General features: G+C 71.8%; 11 protein-coding genes. 6 read left to right on the top strand and 5 right to left on the bottom strand.

Annotated elements, in window-relative coordinates; translation table 11 throughout:
* Positions 1 to 20 precede the first annotated feature (20 nt).
* The 3 genes from OHS57_RS31815 (at position 21) to OHS57_RS31805 (ending at position 2948) form a co-directional block, all read left to right on the top strand.
* Positions 21 to 989: an FAD-dependent oxidoreductase gene (locus OHS57_RS31815; RefSeq protein ID WP_328584141.1), complete on the top strand. Its 969-nt coding sequence runs from the start codon at positions 21 to 23 to the stop codon at positions 987 to 989.
* A 102-nt stretch (positions 990 to 1091) separates the two neighbouring features.
* Entirely contained in the window at positions 1092 to 2138 is a 1047-nt protein-coding gene (locus tag OHS57_RS31810; RefSeq protein ID WP_041993099.1) for a LacI family DNA-binding transcriptional regulator, read from the top strand.
* Positions 2139 to 2222: 84 nt separating this feature from the next.
* Positions 2223 to 2948 carry a MerR family transcriptional regulator gene (locus OHS57_RS31805; protein ID WP_328584140.1) on the top strand — a complete coding sequence of 242 codons (726 nt, stop codon included), beginning with the start codon at positions 2223 to 2225 and terminating at the stop codon, positions 2946 to 2948.
* Between the two features lie 60 nt (positions 2949 to 3008).
* On the opposite strand, the gene OHS57_RS31800 is transcribed toward OHS57_RS31805, so the two are convergent.
* The 5 genes from OHS57_RS31800 to OHS57_RS31780 all read right to left on the bottom strand — a co-directional run bounded on the left by OHS57_RS31800 (position 3009) and on the right by OHS57_RS31780 (position 9517).
* Positions 3009 to 5183: a 3-hydroxyacyl-CoA dehydrogenase NAD-binding domain-containing protein gene (locus OHS57_RS31800; protein ID WP_328584139.1), complete on the bottom strand. Its 2175-nt coding sequence runs from the start codon at positions 5181 to 5183 to the stop codon at positions 3009 to 3011.
* A 41-nt stretch (positions 5184 to 5224) separates the two neighbouring features.
* On the bottom strand, positions 5225 to 6439 hold the full coding sequence (locus OHS57_RS31795; RefSeq protein ID WP_328584138.1) for an acetyl-CoA C-acetyltransferase: 1215 nt from the start codon (positions 6437 to 6439) through the stop codon (positions 5225 to 5227).
* 49 nt (positions 6440 to 6488) lie between these two features.
* A complete protein-coding gene (locus OHS57_RS31790; RefSeq protein ID WP_328584137.1) occupies positions 6489 to 7514 on the bottom strand; it encodes an LLM class F420-dependent oxidoreductase in 1026 nt (341 codons plus the stop codon).
* Complete coding sequence (locus OHS57_RS31785; protein ID WP_078863787.1) at positions 7514 to 8668, bottom strand: CaiB/BaiF CoA transferase family protein; 1155 nt, start codon at positions 8666 to 8668, stop codon at positions 7514 to 7516. The genes OHS57_RS31790 and OHS57_RS31785 overlap by 1 nt, the downstream gene beginning before the upstream one ends.
* A 153-nt stretch (positions 8669 to 8821) precedes the next feature.
* Positions 8822 to 9517: an endonuclease V gene (locus OHS57_RS31780; protein WP_328584136.1), complete on the bottom strand. Its 696-nt coding sequence runs from the start codon at positions 9515 to 9517 to the stop codon at positions 8822 to 8824.
* Positions 9518 to 9573: 56 nt separating this feature from the next.
* On the opposite strand from OHS57_RS31780, the gene OHS57_RS31775 reads away from it, so the two are divergent.
* The 3 genes from OHS57_RS31775 to OHS57_RS31765 all read left to right on the top strand — a co-directional run bounded on the left by OHS57_RS31775 (position 9574) and on the right by OHS57_RS31765 (position 12422).
* Positions 9574 to 9990, top strand: a complete 417-nt coding sequence (locus OHS57_RS31775; RefSeq protein ID WP_328584135.1) for a (4Fe-4S)-binding protein — start codon at positions 9574 to 9576, stop codon at positions 9988 to 9990.
* A gap of 126 nt (positions 9991 to 10116) precedes the next feature.
* Positions 10117 to 10530, top strand: a complete 414-nt coding sequence (locus tag OHS57_RS31770) for an SsgA family sporulation/cell division regulator (RefSeq protein WP_041993076.1) — start codon at positions 10117 to 10119, stop codon at positions 10528 to 10530.
* Between the two features lie 269 nt (positions 10531 to 10799).
* Entirely contained in the window at positions 10800 to 12422 is a 1623-nt protein-coding gene (locus tag OHS57_RS31765; protein WP_328584134.1) for an ABC-F family ATP-binding cassette domain-containing protein, read from the top strand.
* Positions 12423 to 12442: the final 20 nt, after the last annotated feature.

Below are 12442 nucleotides of genomic sequence, written 5' to 3'. Positions count from 1 at the left end.
GATTCCGCTACGGTCCGACCATGACCAGCAGTGATGTGATCGTGGTCGGCGGCGGAGTCATCGGGCTGACGACCGCGGTGGTACTGGCGGAGGACGGCCTGCGGGTCGGCCTGTGGACGCGCGATCCGGTCGGCCGGACGACATCGGCGACGGCCGGTGCCCTCTTCTGGCCGTACCGGATCGAGCCCGCGCAGCTGGTCGGGACCTGGCTGGAGAGATCCCTCTCGCGCTACGAACGGCTCGCGGAGAATCCTGCGGCGACCGGCGTCCGGGTGGTCGAGGGGCTGATGGCCAACACGCCTCTGAGCGACCTCGGCGCCTGGGCGTCCCGGGTGCCGGGGCTGCGGGAGGCGCGCCAGGACGAGTTGCCCCAGGGCTTCGCCCAAGGGGTGCGGGCCGCCGTTCCGTTGATCGACATGCCGGTGTATCTGCGCTATCTGAAGGCGCGGTTGCGGCTCGCCAGCGGCACCGTCGACGTACGGTCGGCCACGGGCTTCGACGAGCCGGCCGCCGAGGCGCGGGTGGTGGTGGACTGCACCGGGCTCGGCGCCCGCGAACTGGCCCCCGACGCCTCGGTGTTCCCGGTGCGCGGTCAGGTGGTGGTGGTCGAGAACCCGGGCGTCGACGAGTGGTTCGTGGCGACGGACCCCGACTCGACCGACATGACGTACGTGATGCCGCAGCCGTACGGGGTGCTGCTCGGCGGTACGGCGAGCGAGCACTCCTGGGACCTGGAGACCGACCCGGCGGAGGCGGCGGCGATCGTGGCGCGCTGCGCGCGGGTCCATCCCGGGCTCGCCACCGCGCGGGTGCTGGACCACCGGGTCGGGCTGCGGCCCGCCAGGCCCCAGGTGCGGCTCGATGTCGTACAACTGCCGGGCGGCGGACGGCTGGTGCACAACTACGGGCACGGCGGCGCCGGTGTCACCGTGGCCTGGGGCTGCGCCGAGGACGCCGCCAGGCTGGCGACGGACGGGCTGACCTTCTGAGCGGCCGGACCCCCGGCGGAGAAAGCGCTCTCCGTCGGCGGACCGGCAGCGGATAGGGTGTAACGGTTCAATGTGTCAGTTCGCTGCCGAGGAGCGCACGCCTTGACCGATTCGTCCCCCGGGGACCGCCCCACGCTGGAAGCCGTGGCCGCGCGTGCCGGTGTCTCACGGGCCACCGCCTCGCGGGTCGTCAACGGCAGCACGGGTGTGCGTCAGTCGCTGGTGGAGAAGGTGCGCGAGGCGGTCGACGAGCTGGGGTACGTGCCGAACCACGCGGCCCGCACGCTGGTCACCCGGCGCACCGGCGCGGTCGCCGTGATCATTCCCGAGCCGGAGATACGGATCTTCTCGGACCCGTTCTTCTTCCAGCAGATCCGCGGTATCAGCAAGGAACTGACCCTGCACGACACCCAGTTGGTGCTGCTGCTGGTCGAGGGTCCGGGCGACCACGGGCGGATCGCCCGCTATCTGACGGGCGGCCACGTGGACGGCGCGCTCGCGTTCTCGCTGCACACCGACGACCAGATCCCGGCGATCACCCGGCGGGCCGGGCTGCCGACCGTCTACGGCGGCCGGCCGGTGTGGACGGTGGCGCCCGAGCAGCAGGCGGTGCCGTACGTGGACGCCGACAACCGGGGCGGTGCGCGGGCCGCGGTCCGGTATCTGCGGGACATCGGCAGGCGCCGGATCGCGCACATCGCGGGCCCGCGCGACCAGACGTCGGCCACCGACCGGCTCGACGGGTACCGCGACGTGCTGCCGGACGCCGATCCCGCACTGGTCGTCGAGGGCGCCTTCACCGCGGAGAGCGGTGTCCGGGCGATGACGGAGCTGCTGGAGCGGTGTCCCGACCTCGACGCGGTGTTCGCGGGCAACGACCTGATGGCCTCCGGCGCGCTGCGGGTGCTCAAGGAGCACGGCCGCACGGTGCCCGGGGATGTGGCCCTCGTCGGCTTCGACGACATGGATTCCGTGGCCGAGAACACCGATCCGCCGCTGACCACCGTCCAGCAGGACGTGGAGGGGCAGGGCAGGCTGATGGCGCGGCTGCTGCTGGGCGGCTTCGACCGGTCGCCGGACGGCGCGCCCGCCCCTGAGCAGGAGTCGGTGATCATGCCCACCACACTGGTGCGCCGCGCCTCCGCCTGATCGCGGGAGCGGCCCGCTCCGGCTTTCGCAGTGCCGGTGCGACAGCAATACTGTTGCACCGGAGACAGTGACGGGAGGCGGCGTATGACGACCGGTGCCGAGGTCACACTCACCGTCGACCAGCTCGCGGCGCGGGCCGGGGTCAGCGTGCGTACCGTCCGCTTCTACAGCACCCGTGGACTGCTGCCGCCGCCGGTGCTCGGTCCGCGCCGGGTGGGGCAGTACGGCAGGGACCATCTCTCGCGTCTCGCGCTCATCGAGGAACTGCAGCACCAGGGCATGACCCTCGCGGCGATCGAGCGCTACCTCCAGCAGCTGCCGCCCGATCTGAGCGCCCATGACCTCGCCATCCACCGCGCCCTCGTGGCCTCCTGGGCGCCGGACTCCGCCGAGGAGGCGGACAGGGCCGAGCTGGAACGGCGGGCCGGGCGGGCGCTGACCGAGCAGGACATCGACCGGCTCGCCGCGATGGGGGTGCTGGAACGGGCCGACGACGCCGGCGGCTACCGGCTCGATCCGGGACTGCTGCGGCTCGGGGTCGAGCTGCTGGAGCTGCCGCTCGCCCACGAGACGATCCTCGCGGCCCGTACCGTCCTGCTGGAGCACACCCGCGCGGTGGCGCACGAGCTGTCCCGGCTGTTCCGGGACGAGGTGTGGGGGCCGTACACGGAGCGGGAGCAGGACCCCGAGCAGGTGGCGGCGATGCGTTCGCTGTCGGGCCATGTGCGGCCGCTGGTGGCGCAGGCGCTGGTGACCGCGTTCCGGCGCTCGCTCAAGGATGAGCTGCGGACCGCGTTCCCGGCCGAATAAGCCGGGGAGCGCGGCCCGCCACGTCCTGCGGGGCCCAGGTGGCTCACGTGCGGCGCCGGCTCACGCGTCGGTGAACGTCTCGCCCTTCTCCGCCTTGGTGACGAGCAGCGCGGGCGGCTCGAACCGCTCGCCGTACCGCTCGGCCAGCTCGCGGGCGCGCCCGACGAAGCCGGCGGGGCCGCCCTCGTAGCCGTTGATGTACTGCAGGACGCCGCCGGTCCACGCGGGGAAGCCGATGCCCATGATGGAGCCGATGTTGGCGTCGGCCACCGACGTGAGCACGCCCTCCTCCAGACAGCGCACGGTGTCGATCGCCTCGGCGAACAGCATCCGCTCCCGCATGTCGGCGAAGGGCACATCCGCTTCCGGCTTCGTGAAGTGCTCGCGCAGCCCCGGCCAGAGCCGGGTCCTGGCGCCGTCCTCGCCGTACTCGTAGAACCCGGCGCCGCCGCCGCGTCCCGTGCGGCCGAACTCGTCGACCATCCGGTCGATGACGGTGTCAGCGGGGTGCGCGGTCCAGCTGCCGCCCGCCTCCTCGACGGCGCGCCGCGCCTCGGCCCTGATCTTGCGCGGCAGGGTCAGCGTCAGCTCGTCCATCAGCGACAGCACCTTGGCGGGGTAGCCGGCCTGGGCGGCCGCCGCCTCGACGGAGGCGGGTTCGACGCCCTCGCCGATCATCGCGACGCCTTCGTTGATGAACTGGCCGATGACGCGTGAGGTGAAGAAGCCACGTGAGTCGTTGACGACGATCGGCGTCTTCCTGATCAGCCGCACCAGGTCGAAGGCGCGCGCCAGCGCTTCGTCGCCGGTCCGCTCACCCTTGATGATCTCGACCAGCGGCATCTTGTCGACGGGTGAGAAGAAGTGCAGCCCGATGAAGTCGGCGGGGCGGGTCACCCCGTCGGCGAGCGTGGTGATGGGCAGGGTCGAGGTGTTGGAACAGAGCAGCGCGTCCGGCTCGACGATCTCCTGGATCTCCTGGAACACCTTGTGCTTGAGCGACACGTCCTCGAAGACCGCCTCGATCACCGCTTCGCAGCCCGCGAGGTCGGCGGGTTCGGCGGTGGGGGTGATCCGGGCGAGCACCTGGTCGCGCTCAGCCTCGGTCGTACGGCCCCGGCCGACCGCCTTGGCGAGGACCTTCTCCGCGTGCGCCTTGCCCTGGTCGGCGGCTTCCCGCGAGACGTCCTTGAGGACGACGTCGAGGCCTGCCCTGGCGCAGGAGTACGCGATGCCCGCGCCCATCATCCCGGCGCCGAGGACGGCGACCTTGCGGATCTCGCGCTTGGCGATGCCCTGCGGCCTGCTCGCCCCGGAGTTGACGGCCTGGAGGTCGAAGAAGAACGCCTGGATCATGTTCTTCGCGGTCTGTCCCGTGACCAGCTCGGTGAAGTACCGGGACTCGACGGTCTGCGCCGTCTCGAAGTCGACCTGCGAGCCCTCGACCGCCGCGGCGAGGATGTTGCGCGGCGCCGGGTAGGGCGCCCCGCCGGTCTGCTTCTTCAAGTTGGCGGGGAAGGCGGGCAGATTGGCGGCGAAGCGCGGGCTGGCCGGGGTGCCGCCGGGGATCCGGTACCCCTTCGCGTCCCAGGGCTGGGACGACTCGGGGTGGGCGTCGATGAAGGCGCGCGCCTTGGCGAGCATGTCGTCGGGGGTAGCCGCGACCTCATGGATCAGCCCGTGCTCCAGAGCGCGCGCCGGGGAGTACTGGGTGCCTTGCAGCAGCACCTTGAGCAGCGCGTCGGCGATGCCCATCAGCCGGACCGTACGGGTGACTCCGCCGCCGGCGGGCAGCAGGCCGAGCGTGACCTCGGGCAAGCCGATCTTCGACCCGGGGGCGTCCAGCGCGACGCGGTGGTGGCAGGCGAGGGCGATCTCATAACCGCCGCCGAGTGCCGCGCCGTTGATGGCGGCGACCACCGGCTTGCCCAGGGTCTCGATGCGGCGCAGGGCGTGCTTGATCGCCATGCTGCTGTCGAAGACCCGCTGGGCGTCGCCGGGCCCGACCTTGATCATGTCCTTGAGGTCGCCGCCCGCGAAGAACGTCTTCTTCGCCGAGGTGACGATGATGCCGCGGATGGTGTCCCGCTCGGCCTCGGCGCGGTCGGCGACCGCCGTCACGGACCTGCGGAACGCCTCGTTCATGGTGTTGGCCGACTGCCGTGGGTCGTCGATGACGAGGGTGACGACGCCGGTCCCGTCCTGTTCCCAGCGGATGGTGGTGGACTCGCTCATGCTGCTGCTCCGTATCGGGGGTGGGGAGGGGCTGGCCGGGGTCAGACGCGCTCGACGACGGTGGCGACGCCCATGCCGCCGCCGATGCAGAGCGTGGCGAGTCCGTACCGCTTGTCCTGCCGCTCCAGTTCGTCGACGAGGGTGCCGAGGATCATCGCGCCGGTGGCGCCGAGGGGGTGGCCGAGCGCGATGGCGCCGCCGTTGACGTTGATCTTGTCGACGGAGACGTCCATGTCGGCGGCGAAGCGCAGGACGACGGCGGCGAACGCCTCGTTCATCTCGATCATGTCGATGTCACCGATGGTCAGCCCGGCCTTGGCGAGCGCCTTGCGGGTGGCGGGGGCCGGTCCGGTCAGCATGATGGTCGGCTCGGATCCCGAAACGGCGGCCGAGACGATCCGGGCGCGCGGTGTCATGCCGTACCGCTCGCCGATCTCCTTGGAGCCGACGGCGACGAGCGCGGCGCCGTCCACGATGCCGGAGGAGTTGCCCGCGTGGTGGACATGGTCGATCTTCTCGACCCAGTGGTACTTCTGCAGCGCGACCGCGTCGAACCCGCCCACGTCACCGATGGTGGCGAAGGACGGCTTGAGGCCGGCCAGCGAGTCGGCGGTGGTGCCGGGCCGCATGTGCTCGTCGTGGTCGAGGACGGTCAGGCCGTTGCGGTCGGTGACCGGTACGACGGACCGGGCGAAGCGGCCGTCCTTCCAGGCCGTCGCCGCCCGCTCCTGGGACAGCGCGGCGAACTCGTCCACGTCACGCCGGGTGAAGCCGCCGATGGTGGCGATCAGGTCGGCGCCGATGCCCTGCGGGGCGAAGCCGGTGTCGAAGCTGGTCATCGGGTCCATCGCCCAGGCACCGCCGTCGGAGCCCATCGGCACCCGGGACATCGACTCGACGCCGCCGGCCAGGATCAGGTCCTCCCAGCCGGAACGGACCTTGGCCGCCGCCAGGTTGACGGCCTCAAGGCCTGACGCGCAGAAGCGGTTCTCCTGTACGCCGGCGACGCTGTCGGGCAGTCCCGCGGCGATGGCGGCGATCCGGGCGATGTCCGAGCCCTGGTCGCCGAGCGGGCTCACCACGCCGAGCACGATGTCGTCGACGGCCGCCGGGTCGAGTCCGGGGAACCGGGCGCGCATCTCGTGGATGAGCCCCACGACCAGATCGATCGGCTTGGTGCCGTGCAGGGCGCCGTTGGCCTTGCCCCGGCCTCGGGGGGTGCGGATCGCGTCGTAGACGAACGCTTCGGTACTCACGACAGCTGCCTTTCGAAGATGCGGTGTGCGGGTCACGGTGTGCGGCTGCTCAGAGCCAGCTCTTGACGGTCTCGACCAGCTTGACCGGATCGGACCCGGTGGGGACGACGTTGAGCATCGTGACGCCCGCCTCGCGGAACGCCTCGACGCGGTCGCGTACGTACCCCTCGGGCCCGCACAGCGTCATCAGCTCGCAGAACTCGGCGGGGACGGCCGCCTCGGCGTCGCGCTTGTTGCCGCCGAGGTAGAGCTCCTGGATCTTCGCCGCCTCCTTCTCGTAGCCGTAGGCCACGGCGAGGTCGTTGTAGAAGTTCTTGCCGGGGGCGCCCATCCCGCCGACGTACAGCGCGATCAGCGGGCGGGCGAGGTCCCGGTGGCGGGCCGCGTCGTCGCCGATGGCGAGCAGTCCGCCCGCGACGGTCCGCAGCGGTCCGCGCGCCGGGTCGCGCTTGGCGGCGCCCCTGGCGAGCGGCCCGCCCCAGACCTGCCGCGCCTTCTCCGGGACGAAGAGGTGCGGCAGCCAGCCGTCGGCGATCTCCGCGGTCATCTCCACGTTGGCGGGGCCGAGCGCGGCGACGTACAGCGGGATCTCCCGGCGCACCGGCCTGCCGAGGAACTTGAGCGGCTTGCCCAGCTTGCCGCCCTTCTCCGGGGGCAGCGGCATGTCCGTGATGCCGTGGTGGTCGATGGTCTCGCGGCGCCAGATGCGCCGGCAGAGGTCGACGGTCTCGCGGGTGCGGCCGAGGGGCTTGTCGTACGGCTTGCCGTGCCAGCCCTCGACGACCTGGGGCCCGGAGGCGCCGAGGCCGATCATCGCCCGGCCGCCGGAGACCGCGTCGAGTCCCGCGCCGGTCTGCGCGATCAGCGCGGGGGTGCGTGAGTAGACGTTGAGGATCGCGGCGCCGATCTTCATGCGCTCGGTGCGGGCGGCGAGGTAGCCCATGAGCGTCGGTGAGTCGAAGCCGTACGCCTCGGCGACCCAGACGGCGTCGAGTCCCGCCGCCTCCAGGGCCACGGCCTGGTCGCAGGCGGTGCGGGGGTCGCCCGCGTACTCCAGCGGAAGGGAGATCTCCATCAGTGGACGTCCTTGTCCTGGTCGGCGGGCTTGTCCTCGTTGATGCCCGGTACGTCCCAGTCGCGCGCCACCTCTGCGGTGTCGGCTCCGGGCAGCGCGGGCCCTGTGCGCACGGATCCGGGGGTGGCGGAGAAGCGGGGCGCGGGTGCGGGCTGGGTGATCCCGGCGTGCCGGGTGAAGGTGCCACGGGCGGCGAGATGCGGATGCGCGGGCGCCTCACGCAGCGTCAGTACGGGGGCGACGCAGGCGTCGGACCCGTCGAAGACCTCGGTCCACTCCTGCCGGGTCCTGGTCCTGAACCGGTCAGCGACGGCGGTCCGCAGCTCGTCCCAGCGGGCGAAGTCGTTGCGCGCCGGGACCTGGTCCTTGATGCCGAGCAGTTCGACGAACTCGTCGTAGAACCGCTTCTCCAGGGCGCCGACCGCCATGTACCCGCCGTCGGCCGTCTCGTAGGAGCCGTAGAACGGGCTGGCGCCGTCGAGGAGGTTGGCACCGCGCTCGTCCCGCCAGCCGCCGGCCGCCATCATGCCGTGGATCATGGTCGTCAGATGGGCGGCGCCGTCCACGATGGCGGCGTCCACGACCTGTCCTGTGCCGTCGGGTGTACGGGCGTGCTGGAGCGCGGCGAGTACGCCGATGACGAGGTAGAGGGCGCCGCCCGCGTAGTCCCCGACGAGGTTGGCGGGGATGGCGGGCGGCTCGTCGGCCTTGCCGATCATGGAGAGCGGTCCGGCGAGCGCGAGATAGGTGAGGTCGTGTCCCGCCCGCTCGGCGAGCGGCCCTTCCTGGCCCCAGCCGGTCATCCGGCCGTACACCAGCCGGGGGTTGCGGGCGAGGCACGCGTCGGGTCCGATGCCGAGCCGTTCGGCGACGCCGGGGCGGTAGCCCTCGATGAGCACATCGGCGCGGGCGACCAGGTCCAGCACCCGGGCGGGGCCCGACTCCGACTTGAGGTCGATCAGCACGGAGCGCTTGTTGCGGTTGGTGAGGTCGTACGGCGGATCGATGCCGAGCCCCGCGCCGCCGGGGCGGTCGACCCGCACCACGTCGGCGCCGAGGTCACCGAGGTGCATGGCGGCGAACGGGCCGGGCCCGATGCCGGCCAGCTCGACCACGCGCACGCCGGTCAGCGGGCCGTTTCCTGTCGCTGCCATCGTTCTCCCGAGACTGTGACACAACTGATGTAACACTGACGATGCTAAGAACGCGGTCCGCCGCGCACAAGCCCCGGCGGCCCACAGAACAAGCAAGCGCTTAGTTTCTCACCGGTCTTCGATTGTGCCGCAGATTCGGCGCGGCGGCGCGGCTCAGGCCGTGGCTTCGCGCAGCGCGGCCCGGCACAGGGCGTCCGCCCTGCGGGTGGACTCCGGCAGGCGGAACTCCGGGGCCAGCCGCAGCGTGTGGGCGCAGGCCGTGTCCAGCGACACGCGGTGGCCGACCGAGACGAAGACCGGCTTGACGCCCCGCTGGGTGCGCAGCGCGCGGCCCACCTCCTCGCCGTCGTCCGCGCGCAGTGGCGAGAAGTCGCCACGGTCCTGGCCCGGTTGCTCGTAGCGGAAGGTGAACGGGTTCTTCGCGACGCCGATCACCGGGTGCCCGGTGAGCACACCGAGGTGGCTGGCGAGCCCGAAGCGGCGCGGGTGGGCGCGGCCGTAGCCGTCGCAGACGATCAGACCGGGGTCGCCCGGCAGCGCTTCGAGCGCGGCGAGGACGGTCGGGATCTCCCGGAAGGCCAGCAGCCCCGGCACGTAGGGGAAGGTGACCCGGCCGACGGCGGTGGCCTCGGCGACCACGGTGAGCGTCGCCGCTTCGAGCACGACGGCCGCTGCCGCGACCACGTCGCGCTCGTCGTCGTACGCCACGTCGACCCCGGTGACCAGGCCCGTACCGGCCGGCGGTCCCGGCTCGTCGAGGACGACCCGGCCGCGCAGTTCGTCCTGGACGGCGCGCGCCTCGTCCTCGGAGCCGGGCGTGGAGAACGAGGGAGTACCGGTGGTCGTCATGGCGCGCCAGCTTAGGGTGAGGGTCAGGTGACACACGAGAAGAGACGGGATTCGCGATGACTGAGGGGCGTCCGGCGGCCAAGGAGTATCCGGGTGAGCGGATCTCGGTCTCCTTCGAGACCCGGCGCTGTCTGCACGCCGCCGAGTGCGTGCGAGGGCTGCCCGAGGTCTTCGACACGGCCGCCCGCCCCTGGGTGCGGCCCGACGGCGCCGCCGCCGAACAGGTGGCCGAGGTCGTACGGCGCTGTCCGTCCGGCGCGCTCCAGTACCGGGCCGCCGACGGCGCCGGCGAGGCGCCCGACCGGCCGACCACCGTCGTCCACTCCCCCGCGGGACAGCTGGTCGTACGGGGCGATCTGCGCGTCGAGTCGGCCGAGGGGACCCGCGCGGAGACCCGGGCGGTGCTCTGCGGCTGCGCCGCCAGCGACCTCCAGCCGTACTGCGACCACTCGGGACCCTGTGGCGAGGACTGACCAGACCCGCGCACGGTGATACAGCTCACCACCCTTCTTGAGCACGGAATGGACCGTTCCGGCGTCCTCATGGGTAAGCGGAGGGCCGCCGGGCCCGTAAATCCGATCCGTCGGAGGGAACAGGCCATGTCACCTGTCATCGAACAGGCCGTGCAGGCCCGCGTGGTCGCGTCCGCCCCGAGCCCGGAGACCGTCCCCGCGACGCTGCTGTACGACCGGCAGGACCCGTTCGCGGTGCGGATGGCGTTCCCGCCGCCGGCGACGCTCGAAGGCACCGAGGTCACCTGGGAGTTCTCCCGTGAGCTGCTGACCACCGGTGTCTCCGAGCCGGCCGGTGAGGGCGATGTGCGGGTACGGCCGTTCGGCTACGGCCGTACCGTCGTGGAGTTCCGGGCGCCGGAGGGCACGGCGATGGTGCATCTGCGCACCAACGAGCTGCGGCGTTTCCTGGCGCGGGTGCAGGGACTCGTGCCGGTCGGCGACGAGCACCTCTATCTGGACCTGGACCACGATCTGGCGGAGCTGCTGCGCGACGCGTGAAACGCGGCGCGTGACAACGTGACGCGTCACGCGTGAAAAAACGCGTTGACGTCGTCGCCCGTCCTCTCCTACCGTCGGTGGCGTTCCCGCAGTCGCCCGATCGGAGTAGGACGTTGAACTACTGAGGTCCTGAGACACCGTCCGCACAGCGTGCCGCGCTGTGCGTGTTTCGTGTGTGACCTCGGCAGTTGAGCCCGTCCTGCCGTACCGGGAACGCCCGGTGTCTCCATCCGTTGCCCTGATGCCCCGCTCAGCAGCCGGAGACCCGCATGTCTACTTCCGCTACGCACATCACCTGTACCGACCTCTCCTTCGACTGGCCCGACGGGACCGGAGTCCTCGCCGGATTCCAGCTCGCCGTCGGCCCCGGCAGGACCGGGCTCATCGGCCTCAACGGGTCAGGGAAATCAACCCTGTTGCGACTGATCGCCGGTGAACTCACCCCGACCGGCGGGCGGATCCGCACCGCCGGCGAGGTGGGGTACCTGCCGCAGACCGTCGTCCTCGACACCGCCCTGCGGGTGGACGAGGCGCTGGGCATCGCCCGGATCCGCGGCGCGCTGCACGCCATCGAGGCGGGTGACGCGCGGGAGGAGCACTTCACCGCCGTCGGTGACGACTGGGACGTCGAGGAGCGGGCGCGTGCCACCCTCGACCAGCTCGGGCTCCTCCACATCGGACTCGACCGCACCATCGGCGAGGTGTCCGGCGGTGAGTGCGTCCTGCTCAGACTGGCCGCGCTGTTGCTGGCCAGGCCCGATGTGCTGCTGCTCGACGAGCCGACCAACAACCTCGATCTGCGGGCGCGACGGCGGCTCTACGCGGCCGTCGAGTCCTGGACCGGAGTACTGGTCGTGGTCAGCCACGACCGTGCCCTGCTCGAACTCGTCGACCAGATCGCCGATCTGCGCGACGGTGAAGTCTCCTGGTACGGCGGGAACTTCACCGCGTACGAGGAAGCGCTGGCCGTCGAACAGGACGCGGCGGCCCGGATGGTGCGGGTCGCCGAGACGGATCTGCGCCGGCAGAAGCGCGAACTGGCCGAAGCTCAGCTCAAGTTGGCCAAGCGGGTGCGGTACGGCCAGAAGATGTACGAGCAGAAGCGTGAGCCGCGGGCCGTGATGAACGCGCGTAAACGCACCGCCCAGGAGTCGGCGGGCAAGCACCGCGTCCTGCACGAGGAGCGGCTGGCCGGCGCACGGGAGCGGCTGGACGAGGCGGCGGACGCCGTCAGGGAGGACGAGGAGATCCGTATCGAGCTTCCCCGCACCGCCGTCCCCCCGGGCAGGACCGTGCTCACCCTGCGCGAGCTGGAGCTGCGGCACGGGGCGCGGGTGGCCGGTGAGCTCGAACTGCGCGGCCCCGAGCGGATCGCGCTGGTCGGGGCCAACGGTTCCGGCAAGACCACGCTGCTGCGGAGCATCGCGGGCGAGCTGGCGCCGGCCTCGGGCGAGGTGGTCGCGCACGTACCGCTGCGCTTCCTGCCGCAGCGTCTCGACGTCCTGGACGGGGAGCTGACGATCGCCGAGAACGTGGCGCTGCTCGCCCCCACGGCGACCAACAACCGGATCAGGGCGCGTCTCGCGCACTTCCTGTTCAAGGGCGCCCGGGCGGACCAGTTGGCCGGCACGCTGTCGGGCGGGGAGCGGTTCCGTGCCTCGCTCGCCGCGCTGCTGCTCGCCGAGCCGCCGCCGCAGCTGCTGATGCTGGACGAGCCGACCAACAACCTGGACATGGCGAGCGCCGCCCGGCTGACGGCCGCGCTGGACTCGTACGCGGGCGCGCTGATCATGGCCAGCCATGACGTGCCGTTCCTGAAGTCCATCGGCGTCACCCGCTGGCTGCTGCTCGACGGCGAGCTGCGCGACACCACGCCCGAGACCCTGGAGTAGCGACAGCCGGAGCGGTGACG

The organism is Streptomyces sp. NBC_00370, from assembly GCF_036084755.1.
Lineage (GTDB): Bacteria > Actinomycetota > Actinomycetes > Streptomycetales > Streptomycetaceae > Streptomyces.
Note: the sequence above shows the minus strand (reverse complement) of the source record. Positions and strands in the feature narration are given on the sequence as shown.